Here is a 15,318-nt window from a genome sequence, read left to right as displayed (position 1 = left end):
CCTGGGTGTGCGCCGCCGTCGTGTCGTTCACGCGGCGCCGTCCTCGGTCACGGTGCGGCCCGCGTGCAGGGCCGCGGCCATGCGCATGCCCTCGGACCAGGCGACGGGGCCGACTTCGGTCAGCGGCAGGCTGCGGTGGCCGTCCTCGTCGCTCCAGCTGAGGTCTCCGGTCCAGGCCTTCTCCTCGGTGTAGGGATCGCTCATGCCGACCGATGCGGTGACGACGCGCCCGCCGTCCAGGATCCGGTCGACGGCGCTGCTGCCGGAGACCTTGTAGCCGAGGGACGTGATGCGGGAGGAGAGGTGGAACCACGAGCGGTACTCGGCGCCGGCGAACTCGCGGACCGAGTCGGCGGACCCGTCGAGGTCGGCGGGCTTGTGCCAGGTGGCGCGGTGGATCTGCTCGACGCCCTGCGTCACGCCCAGCTCGGCGGCGAACGTCCGCAGTTCCTCCAGGTCCGGGAGGAGGACGGGATGGGGCATGGTCACCGTGCGGGGTGCCAGGCGGACGGTCTCGCCGTCGAGGTCGACCACCCGCAGCTCACCCGAGCCGTCCGCGTCCCGCAGGAAGCCGGTCTCACCGGGGCCGTCGCCGACGACGACGATGTCGCGCAGCGCGGACCGCCATGCCTCGTCGGGCCAGAGCCGGGCCAGCAGACCGGTCGGCACCGGCAGCGAGGACACCATCCAGGCGTCGACCTGTGCGGCGCACTCGGCCGCGTGCCGCTCCAGCCACTCGGCGAACCGCTGCAGTTCCCGTACTTCGGGACGGTCCCGTATCTCCTCCGGCAGGGTCCTCGTCCGCCCTGCCGGGGACGCCCCGGCCGAGGGCTCCGCCGCGGCGGACCGGGGCCGGGCCACCACCCCGCCCTCCACCAGAGCGACCTCGTACGTGTCGCCCGCTGCCAGCCAACCCATGGGGTACTCGCCTCTCCCACCACTCGGAATTCGGCACAGCCCGTCCGGCAACGGCCTGATCGGCGTGCCTCGCTGTGACGACGGTCGAAAGACTAGGGGCCCCCACCGACAATCCACCGTCCCCTGCTCCGGGCCGAGTTGGCGGGGAAGCGGTGGGCAGCGCGGTCCGGGCGGACGGGTGGTGGGATTCGCGCCAGATTGGGCGACGGCTGTTTTCGGCCGCGTCCCGGACGGTGCGGGCCCGCCGTCCGGCGCCTCTCGTCCGGCGCGGTACGGCCGCCCGGACCGGCGATGTGCCGCCGTAACCAGGACAACGGGTCCGCCGGCGTGGGCGCGGGGGCCGGCTGCCGCGTTCCGCGCGGGCGGGCGCCGCCCCCCGGAGGACGTGCGGCTCCGCCGTTTTCGGCCGGGCGGGCGCGGCCGTTCCCGTTCCCCGAGGGGCGCCGGGAGCGGCGGATTGCGTCCGGTGCGGTTCGCACGTGCGTACGTGTTGTGTTCTTCCGGGACGGATCAGGGCACACGCCCCCTGGCTTGGGGGAAGTGTGTGGCCGGTCACCCTGGACGCAGCCACTGACATGAGGTGGGGGAGATGGTTCGTACTGTCGTGGTGCACGACGAGGAACTGTTGCGATCGGCACTGGTGCAACTGCTCAGATCCGATGCCGCGCTGGAGGTCTCGTCCATGTCACCCGGCGCCGGCCTGCCGGATCACGACGCGTTGCCGACGGACGTGTGGGTCGTGGACGGTGACTGCCTGTGGGGGCCTGGGCAGACGCACGGCGCCTCCTTCCGGGCGCGGTGCGGAGACCGGCTCGTCGTCCTGACGACCGCCAAGCGGCCGGGGATCCTCCGTCGAGCGTTCGACGGCGGTGCGCTCGGGCTGGTCGACAAGAACGCCCCGGCGCGCGGGCTGATCACGGCGGTGCACACGGTCGCCAAGGGGGAACGTTTCCTCGACCAGACGCTCACGGTCGCCCTGCTGGAGGGTGCGGAGATGCCGTTGACCACCCGCGAGCTGAGCGTGCTGTCCCTCGCCTCCCAGGGGGCGCCGATGGCCGAGATCGCGGCCCGTCTGCACCTGTCCCGGGGGACCGTCCGCAACTACATGGCCACGGCGATACGGAAGGTGGGCGCCCGCAACCGGGTCGACGCGATACGCATCGTCCAGAACGCCGGATGGACGTGACGGACCTGCGGTGAACCCGCCCCGGAGGGCCGGCCCCGGTCAGGGCCTCCGGGGCGGGCCGCCGTTCCAGTGGCCCGTCAGGTCGCGGTAGAGCGGTGAGCGTTCCAGCACCTCCTCGTGCGTGCCGCACACCGCCCGCGTCCCGTCCAGCACCAGGACCCGGTCGGCGCGGACGGCCGACGACAGGCGGTGCGCCACCACCAGCAGCGTTCCCCGGCGCCGCGCGAGGGCCTCCTCCGCGCGCGCCTCGGACGCCGGGTCGAGATGGCAGGTGGCCTCGTCGAGCAGCAGCAGGGGCGCGGGGGACAGGTAGGCGCGTGCGAGTGCGACGAGCTGCCGCTCGCCCGGGGACAGGTCGGCGGGCCGCACCAGGGCGTCGAGCCCGCCCAGGCGGTCGACCAGCGGCCGCAGGCCGAGGGCCCCGACGGCGGCGTCGAGGTCCGCGCGGTCCGCGTCCGGACGCAGGTACGCGAGGTTGTCCCCCACGGTCCCGGAGAAGACGTACGCCTCCTGGGGCACCAGCACCCGTAGCGCGGCGAGTTCGGCGGGGGCGCGCCCGGTCACCTCCCGTCCGGCCACCCGCACCTCGCCGCCGCTCGGCGCGAGCGTCCCCGCGACCAGGCGGGTGAGCGTCGACTTGCCGATGCCGCTCGGTCCGACGACGGCGAGGCGCTCGCCCGGGGCGACGCGCAGGTCGAGTGAGTCGAGGACCGGCTGCGCGCGGGCGCCGTAGGCCAGGGTCACGGACCGCAGCTCCACCGCCGCGGCCGGTCCCCCGCGCACCGGTGACCGGGCGCCGACGCCGGTGGTGCCGGCGCCCGGACGGCGCGCGGCCGGGTACGCGGGCTTCGGCCCCGCGTGGTGCCCGACCGCCTTCGCCTTCACCGGCTCCGGCTCCGGCTCCGGGCCGATGATCCGGTCGAGGACGACCAGCAGCCGGGCCCCCGCCGCGCCGAGCGCTGTCATCAGCGTGTGCAGGGCGGGCAGCAGCGACTGGACGAGGTAGGTGAAAGCCCCCAGCAGCGCGCCCGCCGTCACTCCCCGCCCGCGCAGCCACGGCACCGCCAGCAGCAGCGCCAGGACGGGCAGCTGACCCGCGACGCCGAGCGCCGCCGTGCGCACCGCCGCCCAGCCGGCCAGGGCACGGGCCGCCGCGGCGGCCCCCTCGACCAGCTCCGCGCCGCGCCGCGCCGCGCCGGGCCCGGTTCCGCAGGCCGTCAGGTCCCGGAGCGCCGCCCGTGACCGGGCCGCGTGGTCGCCCAGCGCCTCGTCGGCCGCCAGGGCGCGCCGCTGGGCCGCCGCCATGGGCCGCAGCGTCGCCAGGAACAGCAGCAGACCGCCCGTCAGCGGTGGCAGCACCACCACCAGGAGGGCGGGGTGCAGCGACAGCAGGCCCAGCAGCGCTCCGGCGGCGGTGAAGACGAAGGACCGCAGGGTCAGGACGAGGCCGGCGAAGCTGTCCCGGGCGATCTCGACCTGATTCGTCAGCCGGGAGACGGCCGCCCGGTCCGTCCCGCCGGCCCCGCCCCGAAGGGCCCCGGCCAGGGACCGGTCGACCGCGCGCCGCGCCAGGCCGTCGCGCAGCGGCTCCGTCAGCCCGGCCAGCTGGGTGAACACGCCCCGGATCACCGGGGCGCCGAACAGTACGGCGACCAGCGCGATCGCGAGCCACAGCAGCCCCCGGCGCACGTCACCTGCGAGGAACCCCCGGTCGACGGCCCGGGCGACGCCGTAGCCCACGAGGAACGCCTGTCCGGTCTCGGCCAGCGACCAGAGCGCGAGCCGCGCCAGCACCCCTGTGCGGCGGGCGAGGAACCGACGGGCGGGCGGCGCGACGCGACGCAGCGCCCCGGACCCGTCGTCCGTCTCCGCGGCGCGCGTCACGGCCGTGCCTCCTCGGGCTCGGCCCGGCGCGCGGTGCCCGCGCCCGGCGCCGAGGCCCCGGTGCCACCGGCCCCGAAGACCGCCCGGTAATCGGCCGTCTCCCACAGCTCGCGATGGGGCGCCACGGCCCGCACTCCCCCGTCCTCCAGCCAGATCACCAGGTCCGCCCGGGCCGCCACCGACGGGCGGTGCGCCACGATCAGCCTGGTTCCGGGCCGCACCGAGTGGCGCAGCGCCCGGTCCACCTCGTGCTCCGTGGCGGTGTCCAGGCTGGACGTCGCGTCGTCCATGATCAGCAGCCGTCCGGCGTGCGCGAACGCCCGGGCGAGCCCGAGGCGCTGGTACTCGCCGCCCGAGAGCGGCGCCGCGGACAGCGGGGTGTCGTAACCGCTCGGCAGCCGGCGGACGAAGCCGTCGGCGCCCGCGGCCCGGCAGGCCTCCCTGATCTGCTCGGGCGACACCTTCCGGGGGCCGGCGGCGACCATCTGGGCGACCGTGCCCGCGGTCGGCGCCGGACGCTCGAAGGCGTAGGCGACCTCGGTGCGCAGCGCCTGTCGGGTCAGCCGGTCGAGGGGGACGCCGTCCAGCAGCACCTGTCCCTCGTCGGGGTCGGTCAGCCGCCCCGCCACGGCGGCCAGGACGGACTTTCCCGCTCCGCTGCGGCCGACCACCGCGGCGGTGGCGCCGCCCGGCACCCGCACACCGTCGGCGCGCAGGACCTGCCTGCCGTCGCGCACCACCCGCACGCCGCGCAGTTCGAGTTCACCCGGTCCGGCCGGGGGAAGCCGCCGCGTCCCGTGGGCCAGCGCGGGCACGCGCGCCAGGGCCAGGGTCCGGTTCCGCGCCTCGCGGCCCCGCACCACCGCGCCCAGCAGGGACGCGGCGCCGCCGACGCCGGCCGTCAGCTGCGCGTACCGGCACACGGCGAGCAACTCGCCCACGCTCAGGGCGCCCGACGCGAGGCGCAGACCGCCGACGGCCGTGGCGGCCAGGGTGAGCAGGGGGACCAGGACACCGCTGCGGCCCAGGGCCCGTCCGTGCAGCGCCCACATGTGCCGGCCCAGGGCGGCGAGTCGCGTCAACGGGTCCAGCACGCGCGCTCGCTCCCGGGCTCCGGTCCCCGCGGCGGCGATCGTCGCCGCGCCCTCCAGGGCCTCCAGCAGCCGGGACGCGATCTGTGCCTGCGCGTCCTGGTAGGCGGCCACCGAGGCGCCGGTGTCGCGGGCGAAGGTCCGCAGCACCAGCGCCAGGGCGGGCAGTCCGGCCAGCACGCAGGCCGCCACCCACACGTCGACGAGGGCCAGCGCCGCGAGCGCGCCCAGCGGCGTGACCATCGACGCCGCCAGCGCCGCCCGGGCCGCCGGGGCGCCGCCCGCGTCGGCGGCGTTGAGGGTCAGGCGGGTCCCGACGTCCCCCGGGGTGAAGGGCCGCGCGCGGTCCGGTACGGCGCGCAGCAGACCGTCGAAGGCACGGGTGCGGAGGGACGCCGTCCACACGGCGTTGCAGCGGCCGGTGAACAGGGAGGTGAGGCTGTCGAGCAGCAGTTCGCCGACGAGCAGCGCGGCGCTCAGCGCCAGCCAGCGTCCCGCGGCGCCGCCGGTCCCGCCGTCGCGCAGGAGCAGATCCAGTGCGCGGCCGAGGGCGAAGGGCTGGGCCACCGTCGCCACGGCCGCCCCGACCGAGCACAGCAGCACCAGTACTTCGGGCGCGCGCCCCGGCTCCGCGCCGTCGGCTCCGCCCCGCGTCCTGCCCGCCCGCCGTGCCCGGGACCCGGTCGTCAGCACCGGCCGGCCTCCTTCCGTCCGTCCACCGTGACCGCGTACCGTCCGGCCCGCCGGGCGCCCGCCGGAACGTGCTCCGGCGCCCCGGGCCGGAACCCGGGGCGCCGGAGCCGGGCGACGTGACTCAGCACGCCGCCCCGGCGATCAGCACCGGTGTCAGTTGCAGGTGGTGATGCTCAGGCTGCTGTCGCCGCAGAGCAGCAGGCTCGCGCGGCTGCCGGTCTCGACGTCCCCCATGGCCTCTTCCTTCGGGGTCTCCATCGACTGCAGGTCGAACAGGTTCATGACATCTTCCCTTCGTAGGACAACGGGTTCTCTTGCATCACGACCCCGGAAGGGGCCGAGTCATGGGGCCGCGCCCGCGTGCGCGGCGGCGGGAGGAACGGCAGCCCTGCGGACCGGGCGCCGTGGACGGAGGCGACGGCCAGCAGGCACCCCGCCGTTCCGGTGGAGAGGTCCATGGACAGGCGCATCATCTGCTCACCGGGGAAGGCGAGCCGGTCGCGGTAGGACATGGCGTGCCAGGACAGCGCGTCCAGCTGGCGCCGGACGGCCCGCGGACCGGTGCCGGGCACGTCGGCCGTCGTGCGGCCGAGGTACAGCACCATCCCGGCCACGCCCCGGTACAGGCCCGGCTGGGCGTAGAACATGGCCTGCGCCGCGGCCACGATCTCGCCTCTCGCCCGCGCGAACTCCTCGTCCTCCCGGTGCGCCAGGTAGTCGTCGAGCACCATGCCGATGCCCACGCTGCCCGCGCCCAGGTAGGGCATGGTCCGCCAGCCCTCGTCGACCTGCAGCGCGCCGCCCGCGCCGCGGACGCAGCGGGAGAGGTCCTGGCGCAGCGCGTCCCGCGCGAGGTCGAGCAGGGCGGGGTCCCGGTCGCGTTCGTACAGCCGCAGGAAGAGCAGGGCGCGTCCCGCCGCGCCGTGCAGCAGCCCCGCGCGGCCCCGGCCGGTGCTCCCGTCCCCGGCCGTCGGCCCGCCCCGGGCGGTCAGCTCGGCGCAGCGCCGGGCCGCCGCGCGCAGGGCGGTCTCCCCGGTGGCCGCGGCCAGCGAGTCCAGGGCCAGGCCCACTCCGGCGGTGCCGCTGTGCAGGTCCGGGGCCAGCCGGTCGAAGGACTGGTCGAGGAGCAGCTCCGCGAGGTCGAGGGCGCGGTCGCGGTGGCCGAGGTGCTCCAGCGTCCAGGCGAGGCCGGCGAGACCGTCGTGGAAACCGGGCGGCATGCCCGAGGGCGGTTGCTTGGTCCGCTCCAGCAGCCACTGCTCCCCGTCCTCGTCCCGTCCCGCCCCGCTCTCGGCCAGGGCGTACAGCACTCCCGCCGCGCCGTGGCCGAAGGCCAGTCCGCCGCCGGCGGTGGCGAACTGCGCGATGTCGCCGGGGAAGAGGCGGTCGGTACGGGACGGTGTCGCCGACGCGCGGATGGCCGCGGCCATCGAGTCCCGGCTGCGGGGCCAGTCGTCCGGACGGACCGGCACCACCGGCCCGTCCGCCCGTCGCGCCGTCGGGGCGCCGGTGGAGACGGTGGCCGCGCCCGTGATCTCGTCGACCGCCGCGTCCAGGAAGGCCCGGTCCACCGGGAAGTGCCGGGCCACCACATCGGCGAGATGGGCCGCCTTGCGCCGGTCCAGCGCCAGCAGACTGGTGAGCGGGAGGAACAGCGCGAGCCGCAGACAGGCCAGTGCGTACCGGTCCACCGCGACGCCCCGCCGGTCGGGCGGCGCCACGAACCCCGGGTTGGCGACGGTCTGCCGGCCGGCCTCGTCGACCCGGTGGGCCGCCTCGAAGTCCAGCAGGGCGACGCTGTCGTCCTCACGGATCATGATGTTGAACAGGTGCAGGTCGTTGAAGACCACGCCGCGGGCGTGGACGGCCTCGACGGCGCGTTCCACCCGCGCGTGGACGTCGAGCGCCCAGGCGGTGTACTCGGCCAGCCGCTCCTCGCTCGGGTCGGCCTCGATGAGCGGGTGACGACGGGCGAAGAACGTGTTGAGCGGCTTGCCGTCGATGTGCTCCAGCACCAGGAAGTGGTGCTCCCCGACCGTCAGGTGGTCGAGCACCTCGGGTGTGCAGTCGAGGCCGGACAGCAGTTCCAGCGCCCGGCGTTCGCGGTGCAGCCTGGTCACCGCGTCCGCGCCGTCGGCCGCCAGACCGGCGTGCGGACGGGCCTCCTTGAGGACCACCCGCTCCCCGGTGCGGGAGTCGCGGGCGAGGTAGACACCGCCGCCGTTGGAGAAGTGCAGTGCCGACTCGACGGTGTAGGGCAGGTCGCCCACGGTCAGCGCTTCCCGGGCCTTCAGGTGCGGGCGCAGGAAGGCGGGCGGATCCACCCAGTCCGGTATGCGGAAGACGGGACCGCGCAGGTCGGGCACCAGCACGCCGTCGGGACCGGTCACGGCCGGCCGCAACTCCCCTTGCGCGTCGTAGCAGTCGCGCCGGGTGAAGCCGCCGTACCGGACGTGCACGGGTCCCTCGCCGAGCCGCAGATCGCTCAGGATGTACGGTCCGGGCTCGCCCGCCAGCAGCTCCGACAGCTCGCCCGTGAGCCGTTCGAACCGCGCCTCGTCCGCCGGGTACACGGTGATGAACTTGCCGCTGCCCGCCCGGTCCGCGTACTTGGCGTTGCGCTGGTGCAGCAGGTAGCGGCTGGGGACGAACTTGAAGGCCGTGCCGCCGGCGACACAGTGCCGCCACACGCGCTCGAGCACCGACTCGGCGTTGTCGAGACAGGCGGAGACGTGGATCTTCCACCCCTGGTCGGGCAGTTCGGCGTCGACCGGACGCAGGGCGAGCCAGTCCCCGCTCTCGTTGCGCCGCCACCCCTGCGGGACGGGCCACGAGGCCGCGGCGTACCGGGAGTTCCCGGCGCCGGCCGGGGAGACGGTGCGGTGCGGAGCGTCGTAGAAACACGGGTCCGCGTCGCAGTACACGGCATAGCCCTTGTTCACGCCGTCTCCCTCCCACCGATTGCTGACGGGGACGACAGTGTCACGCGGCGTACCGCCCGGCACAGTCACCGCTGTCATCACTCCGATGTGCGGAACGCACGGGTAACCTCGCGGGGGTTCCGTCCGGCGGAAGCGCCGTTGCCGGGACGGACGCGGCGTCGTCATGGTGGTGGCGACATGACGTCGAGGGATGGTCGAGGGATGACGGGAGCCGCACCGATGCCGCACCTCACCGCCTTCGCCAGGAACCAGTGGTACGTCGCCGCCCACAGTCACGAGGTGGGCCGGGAGCTGCTCGGCCGGACGGTGCTCGGGGAGCCGCTCGTGCTCCACCGGACCGAGGGCGACGGGACTCCGGTCGTGCTCGACGGCCGGTGCGTGCACCGCCGTTACCCGCTCCCCGAGGCGCCGACGCGGCTCGACGGGGACCGGGGGGAACAGCGGGCCTGCGGCAGGCGCTGTCGAGCGGCATCATCCTGATGGTGATCAGCGAGATGTTCGCCGCCGGCAACGGCCTCGGCTTCGCCGTCGCGCAGTTCCAGCGTTCCTTCGCGATCCCCGGCATGTGGACCGGGATCCTGCTGCTCGGTCCGCTCGGCTTCGTCCTCCCGGTCCTCTTCCGGCTGGTCGAGCGGCGGGTCGGGTGAGGCGTTCTTGTCGACCATGCAGCCGTCGCCGCCGATGGGGGTGCCTTCGCCGCCGGGCCGGGAACGGTCTCGGCGACGACGAGTCCGCCCTTGGCCTCGTACTCGGCCGGCCCGCCCAGCTCCTGTCCACCCGCGCCCACAGCCGGTGGGACCAGCAGGGCGAGGCCGGGGCCGGGCGCCTTGTCGGAGACGAGGAGGTTCCCCTCGCCCGCGCCGGTCGTGCCGCCGGCCGCGGGGCCCCGGTCCACCACGGTCACGGCGAGGCCCGCCCGGGCCGCGTACAGAGCGCAGGCGGCGCCCGTCATCCCGGCGCCCGCCACCACGGCGTCGCAGGTCAGCGGCTCGCTCACGCCAGTACCGTGTCCCACGTCACTGGCGCGGGGAAGAGTGCCGACCTCGTCGGCGAAGGGCCGCCTCAGTCGGCCGAGTGGACCACCCGCAGGTGGGAGGCGGCGCGTCGGGACCCGCGTCCCCCGGACGGGGTGCGGCGTGCCTCGCGCAGGACCAGCGTCAGCCGGGTGCAGTCCATGTCCCGGAGGGCCGGGGTCGTCTCCGCGACGATCCGGCAGTCCGTGGCGCCCCAGCGCGGGTCGGGGTGGAGCAGCGGCCGTACGGCGCCGTCGGGTTCGGCGGCCCGCTCGCCGACGGCCCGCAGCCAGTGCGGCAGTCCGTGCCGGTAGGCGGCGTCCATGAGGGGATCCTGGGCGATGTCGCGGCGGATGGCCTGCAGCCCGTGGTCGTGGCCGTACCGCTCGACGGTCTCGGCGAAGTGGGCCAGCATCGGCAGGCACCAGCTCGACTCGTGGTCGCCGAGCAGTGTGGCCGCGTCCGGGTGGAAGAGGACGAACCGGAGGAAGTTGTCGGAGGGCAGGGCCGTGGGGTGCGGTTCGACGCCCTGGAAAAGTGTCCGGAAAGCGGTGTTGGCGAGCAGCACGTCCCAGCGGTGGTCGACCACCAGGGAGGGGAAGGGGACCGCCTCCAGGAGTACGGCGTAGTCCTGGAGGTAGGCCTGGGCCTCGGGAGTCCCGGGGACGGGCCGCGGTGCCGGCCGCTGCCCTCCTGCCTGATGTGCCATCGGGAGGTCACCCCTCTTGCCTGTGCGGCCCTGACGCGGCGCCCCGATCCTGCTGCCCGCACACGAGGTATGTCAACTATCGTGGCATTCCATGCCGGTTGACGGCTGAAATTGGCCACAGTTGTGGCGAGACCTGGATGTGGGTTCGAGGCAACGGCTAGTCTCCGTGAAGTTCACGGCAATCGTCTGTGAGAAGCCTGTGAGAGACCTAGGAGATCTTTCGGTGACGGGTGGCTTCGAGGGTCCGGACGCCGTGCCGACGACCGCGCTGCCGGCCGTCGTCGCCCGCGTCACCGCACTCGCCGACCGGCTCGGCGTGGCGCACGCCGAGGTCTTCGACGTCGGCCGGCTGTCCGCCGCCTCCGGGGTCCCGGAGTCCGTGGTCAAGGCGCTGCTGGCCGGCCGGCCCGCGGGCGAGCCCGATGTGCAGGCACGGTTCGTGCAGCGGCTGGACCTGCTGCGCCGCACCCGGTTGAAGCCGAACGGCCGCAAGTACACGCAACAGGAGATCGCCGACGGCGCGGGCATGTCCCGGCAGCAGGCCGGCGCGCTGATCAACGGCGACCGGCGGCCGACCATGGAGCACTGCGACGCCATCCAGCGGTTCTTCCGGGTGCACGCCGGTTTCCTCACCGCCGAGGACCCCGAGGCACTCGCGGGCGCGCTCCAGCACACCGAGCAGGAGCTGCTGCAGAAACTCGCGGACCGGGAGCGGGCGGCGGGCGCGCCGGCCGACGACCCTCTGGAGCGGCTGCTGCAGGACCACGGGGTGCGCGGGATCGCCTGGCGGGCCGCCCAGCTGCCCACCGACCAGCACCGCGACAAGGTGGCGGAGTGGCTGGACATGCTCCTGGAGAGTGTCCAGCGGCCCAAGGCCTGACCCGGGGAGAACAGTGGGCATCGGCAGGGAGATGCGCCGCCTGTGCGGCGAGTTGTTGGCGGAGCTGACGCTTCCCGTCCCGGCGCGGCCCGCCGATCTGTACGCGGCTCTGTGCGAGGCGACGAGCAGGCGCCGCGGCCGTCCCGTGCTGTTCCGCACGGCGGTCTTCCCGCCCGGCACGGCGAGCGGGCTGTGGCTCGACATGGCGGACCAGGACCTCGTCGTGATCGAGGAACGCACGGCGCCGGACCACCAGCTGGTGATCCTGGGGCACGAGTTGTGGCACATGCAGGCCGGCCACCGCGGTCGCCACCACGTCCGAGGGGCCGAGGTGGCGACGCGCCTGCTGGGTCACGCCCTCGACGAGGACACCCTGCGGGCGACCGTCCTGAAGGTCGCCGCGCGCACCCGGTTCGACTTCGCCGAGGAGAAGGAGGCCGAGGCCTTCGGCCTGTTGCTGGCCAGCAAGTGCCGCACCCGGCTGGCCGGTTCGTCGCTGCGCGGGCCGGTGCGGCGGGACCGGCTGGCGGGGCGGATCGAGGCGTCCCTGGGGTATCTGGGGCCGCAGGGCTGAGGCGCGTGGGTCCGCCGTGCGGACGGACCGCACCGGGGCGACGTCCGATTGTCAGTGGGTGGCGGCAAGCTGGAGGTGAACCGTCACCGACCGCGACACGGGGAGAACCGAGCGATGTCCGCCGCCGTACTGACCGACCGCGAGCGCACCGCCGTCCAGGCCTACCTGCGACTGCTGCACACGGTGCGCGCCGCCCTCGACACCCGGCCGGGTCCGCCGGGGCCTCCCGGACCCCCGATGGTGCCGCCCTCCGTGCTCGCCGAAGCGGAGGCCGCCCTGGCCCGGGCGGGCCTGACCGGCAACGAGGAGGCGTTCTTCCGGATGCTGCGCGACTGGCACCCCGAGCCGTAGCCGGCGGTGTCCCGCCCGCGACGGCGGTCGCCGTCCCGCTCAGCCGTGCGGGACGGCGACCGCCGTCGCGACCAGGCCTCCCCCGGTGGTCCAGCGTCCGGTGAAGTGGCCGACCTCCTGGCCGCCCACGCGTGGGCCGGGGACGAGGAGGGTGGCCCGGAAGCCGCCGCGGGTGTGCTCGCCGGGGTCGGCGAAGAGGTCGAGGTCGGCCTCCAGGAAGTCCAGCCACTTCCCGGTGAGCGGGAACCACGCCTTGTAGACGGACTCCTTGGCGCTGAACAGCAGCCGGTCCCAGTGCACGGCGGGCAGCTCCTCGGCCAGTCCGCCGATCCGCGCCGCCTCCTGCGGCAGCGCCACGGAGGACAGGACGCCCCCGGGCAGCGGAGCGTGGGGCTCCGCGTCGATGCCGAGGGACGCCAGGTCGGCGGCGCGCACCAGGGCGGCGGCGCAGTAGCCCTGGCAGTGGGTCATGCTGCCGGCCAGCCCGTCCGGCCAGACGGGGGCGCCCCGCTCGCCGGGCAGCACCGGCCGCGCGGGCACGCCCAGCTTGTCCATGGCGCGGCGGGCGCAGGAGCGTACGGCGGTGAACTCCCGGCGGCGCTTGGGGACGGCGCGCTCGAGCAGCGCCTCCTCCTCGGGATACAGCGGAGCGTCCACGCCCTCGTCGCCGTAGGCCTCGACGGCGACCACCGTCTGCGGCAGCAACTCCTCGATCATCGTCCCTCGTCCTCCCCCGGCACGATCCGGCGCAGCCGCCCCGGCGGCTGCGCCCGCTTGCGCCATTCTCGCGGATAGCCCACCGACACCTCCTCGAAGCGGACACCGTCCTGCCGGGTGGTCCGGGGGATGTGCAGATGGCCGTAGACCATGGTGTGGACGGGGAACCGCCGGTGCCAGTCGTCGGTGAGCGCGGTGCCGCACCACATGGCGAACTCGGGGTACCACAGCACGTCCGTCGGATGGCGGTGCAGCGGCCAGTGGTTGACCAGGACCAGCGGCGGTCCGTCCGGCACCTCGGCCAGCCGGCGTTCGGTCTCGGCGACCCGGGCCCGGCACCAGGCCTCCCGGCTCGGGTACGGGTCGGGGTGCAGCAGCTGCTCGTCGGTGCAGACGACCCCGGTGCCGTGCGCGTACTCCAGCCCTTCGTCCTTGGTGGCGCACCCGGGAGGCAGGAACGAGTAGTCGTACAGCAGGAACAGCGGCGCGACGACGACCGGGCCGCCGGGGCCGTCCCAGACGGGGTAGGGGTCCTCGGGCGTGATCACCCCGAGGTCGCGGCACCGTTCGACCAGGTGGTCGTAGCGGGCGACGCCGCGCAGGGTGACCGGGTCGCTCGGGTGGGTCCACAGCTCGTGGTTGCCGGGCACCCAGACGACCTTGGCGAACCGGCCGGCCAGGGTCTTGAGGGCCCAGTGGACGTCCTCCACGGTCTCCGCGACGTCACCGGCCACGAGCAGCCAGTCCCCGTCCGACTCGGGCCGCATGCCGTCGACCAGGGCACGGTTCTCGGCGTAGCCGATGTGCAGGTCGCTGATGGCCCACAGCTGTCCGCCGCCTGTCCCCGACATCACCCGTCGCTCCTTCGGCCGTCGCACCCGCCATCACGAGATCACATCGGCTTCGCCAGGGCAAGCGTGGCCCGCCCTCCGCGTGTGGTACGGGAACAACCCGCGAAGCCGTATGATCTGCCCCGACACCACCGCCGTGAAACATCCTTCCGCAGGGCGGTTCGGTGACCCTCCGCACTCCTGCCCGGGCAACGGGCCGCCGAGCCCTGCCCGCGAACCCCGAAAGGCGGCCCGCATGCTCTCTCGCGTACGCGTCTGGCTCAACCGCACGTACGCGGAGAACGTGTTCTTCATGGATCAGCTGCGCAGGAATCCCGACGGCCGGGCCGTCGAGATCCACGCCACCCACGGCGACCCCGACTCCCCCGTGCCGGCCGCCGCCGACACCGCCGAACCGGAACCCGAGGGGCTGTCCCCGGCGGCGTACGTCGAGTACGCGCTCGCCCAGTGCGAGCGGCGCGGCATCGACGTGTTCGTGCCCCGGCTGCACCAGGCCGCGATCGTCGCGCACCGCGCCGAGTTCGAGGCGGTCGGTACGGCGCTGCTGGCGCCGCCGCCCGAGGCGGTGGCCGTGTTCCACGACAAGGTGATCGCCTACGAGGCGGTCCAGGCGGTCGGGGTGCCCGTGCCGCCGTGGTGGCGGGTCCGTACCGCGGACGAACTCGTCACGGCGGTGGAGGAGTTGGAGGCGCGCGGGTACCGGGCCTGCTTCAAGCCCGCCTCCGGCGCGGGCGGGGTGGGCTTCCGCGTGATCACCCGCGCGCCCTTCTCGCTCGCCCAGCTGAGCGGCTTCCCGAGCCCGTACGTGCCGCTCGGCACGGTGCTGGACGCCCTGCGGGAGGCCGACCAGCCGGTGGACTGGCTGGTGATGCCCCGGCTGGAGCAGCCCGAGGTGTCGGTGGACTGCCTCACCGGCACCGACAACCGGGTCCGGCTGGCGGTGGGACGCACCAAGAACGGCCGGCGCAGGGGCTTCACGCTGCACGAGCAGTGGCTGGAGCCGGCCCGGCTGATCGCGGAGGGCTTCGGACTGCACCACCTGTCCAACATCCAGTTCCGGATGCTGGACGGGCGGCCCGTGCTCATGGACGTCAACACCCGTCCGGCGGGCGGGCTGCACCAGCTGGCGCTGTGCGGGGTGAACGTCCCGTGGGCCGCCGTCCGGCTGGCGCTCGGCGAGGACCCCGGCGAGCTGACGCCGCCGTTCCTGGGCCGGGACTACACGGTGGTGTCGGGCCCGCGTCCGCTGCTGCCGGTGCCCCTGCCGCCGCAGCGGGCCGACGCGGACACGCTGGGGGCCGTACCGGCTCCGGCGCCGTCCGTGGAGCCGCGGACGGCGACCGGAGCCCCCGCGTAGGAATTCTCCGGAAGAAATTTCCGCCGGGGGTGTATCAGGGGCCGGGGTGCGTGCTCTTGATGGTGAGGGCGGCTTGGGGAAGCCGCCGGGGGAAGCACGGGGGAACGGGGGGCTCGGGTCGGCCGGCCGCTGTCACGGGGGGCGACCGGCCG

13 protein-coding genes and 3 pseudogenes are annotated in these 15,318 nt (G+C 74.8%); 7 read left to right on the top strand and 9 right to left on the bottom strand.

Going from position 1 to position 15,318, the window contains the following annotated elements; genetic code table 11:
* Positions 1–27: 27 nt before the first annotated feature.
* Positions 28–918, bottom strand: coding sequence for a DUF4132 domain-containing protein (locus ACZ8ZB_RS29695; protein ID WP_470740686.1), 891 nt, complete (start codon positions 916–918; stop codon positions 28–30).
* 589 nt (positions 919–1,507) lie between these two features.
* Between ACZ8ZB_RS29695 and ACZ8ZB_RS29690 the strand changes: the two genes are divergently transcribed.
* Entirely contained in the window at positions 1,508–2,104 is a 597-nt protein-coding gene (locus ACZ8ZB_RS29690) for a LuxR C-terminal-related transcriptional regulator (protein WP_470740685.1), read from the top strand.
* 39 nt (positions 2,105–2,143) lie between these two features.
* On the opposite strand, the gene ACZ8ZB_RS29685 is transcribed toward ACZ8ZB_RS29690, so the two are convergent.
* The 4 genes from ACZ8ZB_RS29685 to lanKC form a co-directional block, all read right to left on the bottom strand.
* Positions 2,144–3,988: an ATP-binding cassette domain-containing protein gene (locus ACZ8ZB_RS29685; protein ID WP_470740684.1), complete on the bottom strand. Its 1,845-nt coding sequence runs from the start codon at positions 3,986–3,988 to the stop codon at positions 2,144–2,146.
* Positions 3,985–5,772 carry an ATP-binding cassette domain-containing protein gene (locus tag ACZ8ZB_RS29680; RefSeq protein WP_470740683.1) on the bottom strand — a complete coding sequence of 596 codons (1,788 nt, stop codon included), beginning with the start codon at positions 5,770–5,772 and terminating at the stop codon, positions 3,985–3,987. Before ACZ8ZB_RS29680 ends, ACZ8ZB_RS29685 begins: the two co-directional genes overlap by 4 nt.
* 153 nt (positions 5,773–5,925) lie before the next feature.
* Positions 5,926–6,054: a mycelium formation morphogenetic lantipeptide SapB gene (gene ramS, locus ACZ8ZB_RS29675; protein ID WP_003972313.1), complete on the bottom strand. Its 129-nt coding sequence runs from the start codon at positions 6,052–6,054 to the stop codon at positions 5,926–5,928.
* Positions 6,051–8,714, bottom strand: coding sequence for a class III lanthionine synthetase LanKC (lanKC, locus tag ACZ8ZB_RS29670; RefSeq protein WP_470740682.1), 2,664 nt, complete (start codon positions 8,712–8,714; stop codon positions 6,051–6,053). Before lanKC ends, ramS begins: the two co-directional genes overlap by 4 nt.
* A 219-nt stretch (positions 8,715–8,933) precedes the next feature.
* Between lanKC and ACZ8ZB_RS29665 the strand changes: the two are divergent.
* Together ACZ8ZB_RS29665 and ACZ8ZB_RS29660 are read left to right on the top strand one after the other, a co-directional pair.
* A pseudogene (locus ACZ8ZB_RS29665) lies at positions 8,934–9,146 on the top strand (Rieske 2Fe-2S domain-containing protein); the annotation flags it as partial.
* Positions 9,147–9,154: 8 nt separating this feature from the next.
* A pseudogene (locus ACZ8ZB_RS29660) lies at positions 9,155–9,361 on the top strand (ABC transporter permease); the annotation flags it as partial.
* 47 nt (positions 9,362–9,408) lie between these two features.
* Here ACZ8ZB_RS29660 and ACZ8ZB_RS29655 read toward each other — a convergent pair.
* Both ACZ8ZB_RS29655 and ACZ8ZB_RS29650 read right to left on the bottom strand, forming a co-directional pair.
* A pseudogene (locus ACZ8ZB_RS29655) lies at positions 9,409–9,711 on the bottom strand (FAD-dependent oxidoreductase); the annotation flags it as partial.
* Between the two features lie 65 nt (positions 9,712–9,776).
* The gene (locus ACZ8ZB_RS29650; RefSeq protein WP_470740681.1) at positions 9,777–10,436 is read right to left on the bottom strand and encodes an MmyB family transcriptional regulator; all 660 of its coding nucleotides are present in this window, start codon (positions 10,434–10,436) and stop codon (positions 9,777–9,779) included.
* Between the two features lie 223 nt (positions 10,437–10,659).
* Here ACZ8ZB_RS29650 and ACZ8ZB_RS29645 point away from each other — a divergent pair, with 223 nt between their 5' ends.
* The 3 genes from ACZ8ZB_RS29645 to ACZ8ZB_RS29635 all read left to right on the top strand — a co-directional run bounded on the left by ACZ8ZB_RS29645 (position 10,660) and on the right by ACZ8ZB_RS29635 (position 12,241).
* On the top strand, positions 10,660–11,316 hold the full coding sequence (locus ACZ8ZB_RS29645) for a helix-turn-helix domain-containing protein (RefSeq protein ID WP_470740680.1): 657 nt from the start codon (positions 10,660–10,662) through the stop codon (positions 11,314–11,316).
* 31 nt (positions 11,317–11,347) lie between these two features.
* Entirely contained in the window at positions 11,348–11,890 is a 543-nt protein-coding gene (locus tag ACZ8ZB_RS29640) for a toxin-antitoxin system, toxin component (protein WP_470741608.1), read from the top strand.
* A gap of 114 nt (positions 11,891–12,004) precedes the next feature.
* On the top strand, positions 12,005–12,241 hold the full coding sequence (locus ACZ8ZB_RS29635) for a hypothetical protein (protein ID WP_470740679.1): 237 nt from the start codon (positions 12,005–12,007) through the stop codon (positions 12,239–12,241).
* Between the two features lie 39 nt (positions 12,242–12,280).
* Here ACZ8ZB_RS29635 and ACZ8ZB_RS29630 read toward each other — a convergent pair whose 3' ends face one another.
* Together ACZ8ZB_RS29630 and ACZ8ZB_RS29625 are read right to left on the bottom strand one after the other, a co-directional pair.
* Positions 12,281–12,958, bottom strand: a complete 678-nt coding sequence (locus tag ACZ8ZB_RS29630; RefSeq protein WP_470740678.1) for a 4'-phosphopantetheinyl transferase family protein — start codon at positions 12,956–12,958, stop codon at positions 12,281–12,283.
* Positions 12,955–13,809 carry a metallophosphoesterase family protein gene (locus ACZ8ZB_RS29625; RefSeq protein WP_470740677.1) on the bottom strand — a complete coding sequence of 285 codons (855 nt, stop codon included), beginning with the start codon at positions 13,807–13,809 and terminating at the stop codon, positions 12,955–12,957. Before ACZ8ZB_RS29625 ends, ACZ8ZB_RS29630 begins: the two co-directional genes overlap by 4 nt.
* A 235-nt stretch (positions 13,810–14,044) precedes the next feature.
* Between ACZ8ZB_RS29625 and ACZ8ZB_RS29620 the strand changes: the two genes are divergently transcribed.
* Positions 14,045–15,166, top strand: a complete 1,122-nt coding sequence (locus ACZ8ZB_RS29620) for an ATP-grasp domain-containing protein (protein ID WP_470740676.1) — start codon at positions 14,045–14,047, stop codon at positions 15,164–15,166.
* Positions 15,167–15,318: the final 152 nt, after the last annotated feature.

It is taken from the genome of Streptomyces sp. 12E (assembly GCF_055633275.1).
This window is presented reverse-complemented; position numbering and strand designations above follow the sequence as displayed.

Excerpts from the sequence above, each read along its gene's own strand:
- ACZ8ZB_RS29695 (WP_470740686.1), bottom strand. The coding sequence starts at position 918 with ATGGGTTGGCTGGCAGCGGGCGACACGTACGAGGTCGCTCTGGTGGAG.
- ACZ8ZB_RS29630 (WP_470740678.1), bottom strand. The coding sequence starts at position 12,958 with ATGATCGAGGAGTTGCTGCCGCAGACGGTGGTCGCCGTCGAGGCCTAC.
- ACZ8ZB_RS29620 (WP_470740676.1), top strand. The coding sequence starts at position 14,045 with ATGCTCTCTCGCGTACGCGTCTGGCTCAACCGCACGTACGCGGAGAAC.
- ACZ8ZB_RS29635 (WP_470740679.1), top strand. The coding sequence starts at position 12,005 with ATGTCCGCCGCCGTACTGACCGACCGCGAGCGCACCGCCGTCCAGGCC.
- ACZ8ZB_RS29650 (WP_470740681.1), bottom strand. The coding sequence starts at position 10,436 with ATGGCACATCAGGCAGGAGGGCAGCGGCCGGCACCGCGGCCCGTCCCC.
- ACZ8ZB_RS29625 (WP_470740677.1), bottom strand. The coding sequence starts at position 13,809 with ATGTCGGGGACAGGCGGCGGACAGCTGTGGGCCATCAGCGACCTGCAC.
- ACZ8ZB_RS29640 (WP_470741608.1), top strand. The coding sequence starts at position 11,348 with ATGCGCCGCCTGTGCGGCGAGTTGTTGGCGGAGCTGACGCTTCCCGTC.
- ACZ8ZB_RS29690 (WP_470740685.1), top strand. The coding sequence starts at position 1,508 with ATGGTTCGTACTGTCGTGGTGCACGACGAGGAACTGTTGCGATCGGCA.
- ramS (WP_003972313.1), bottom strand. The coding sequence starts at position 6,054 with ATGAACCTGTTCGACCTGCAGTCGATGGAGACCCCGAAGGAAGAGGCC.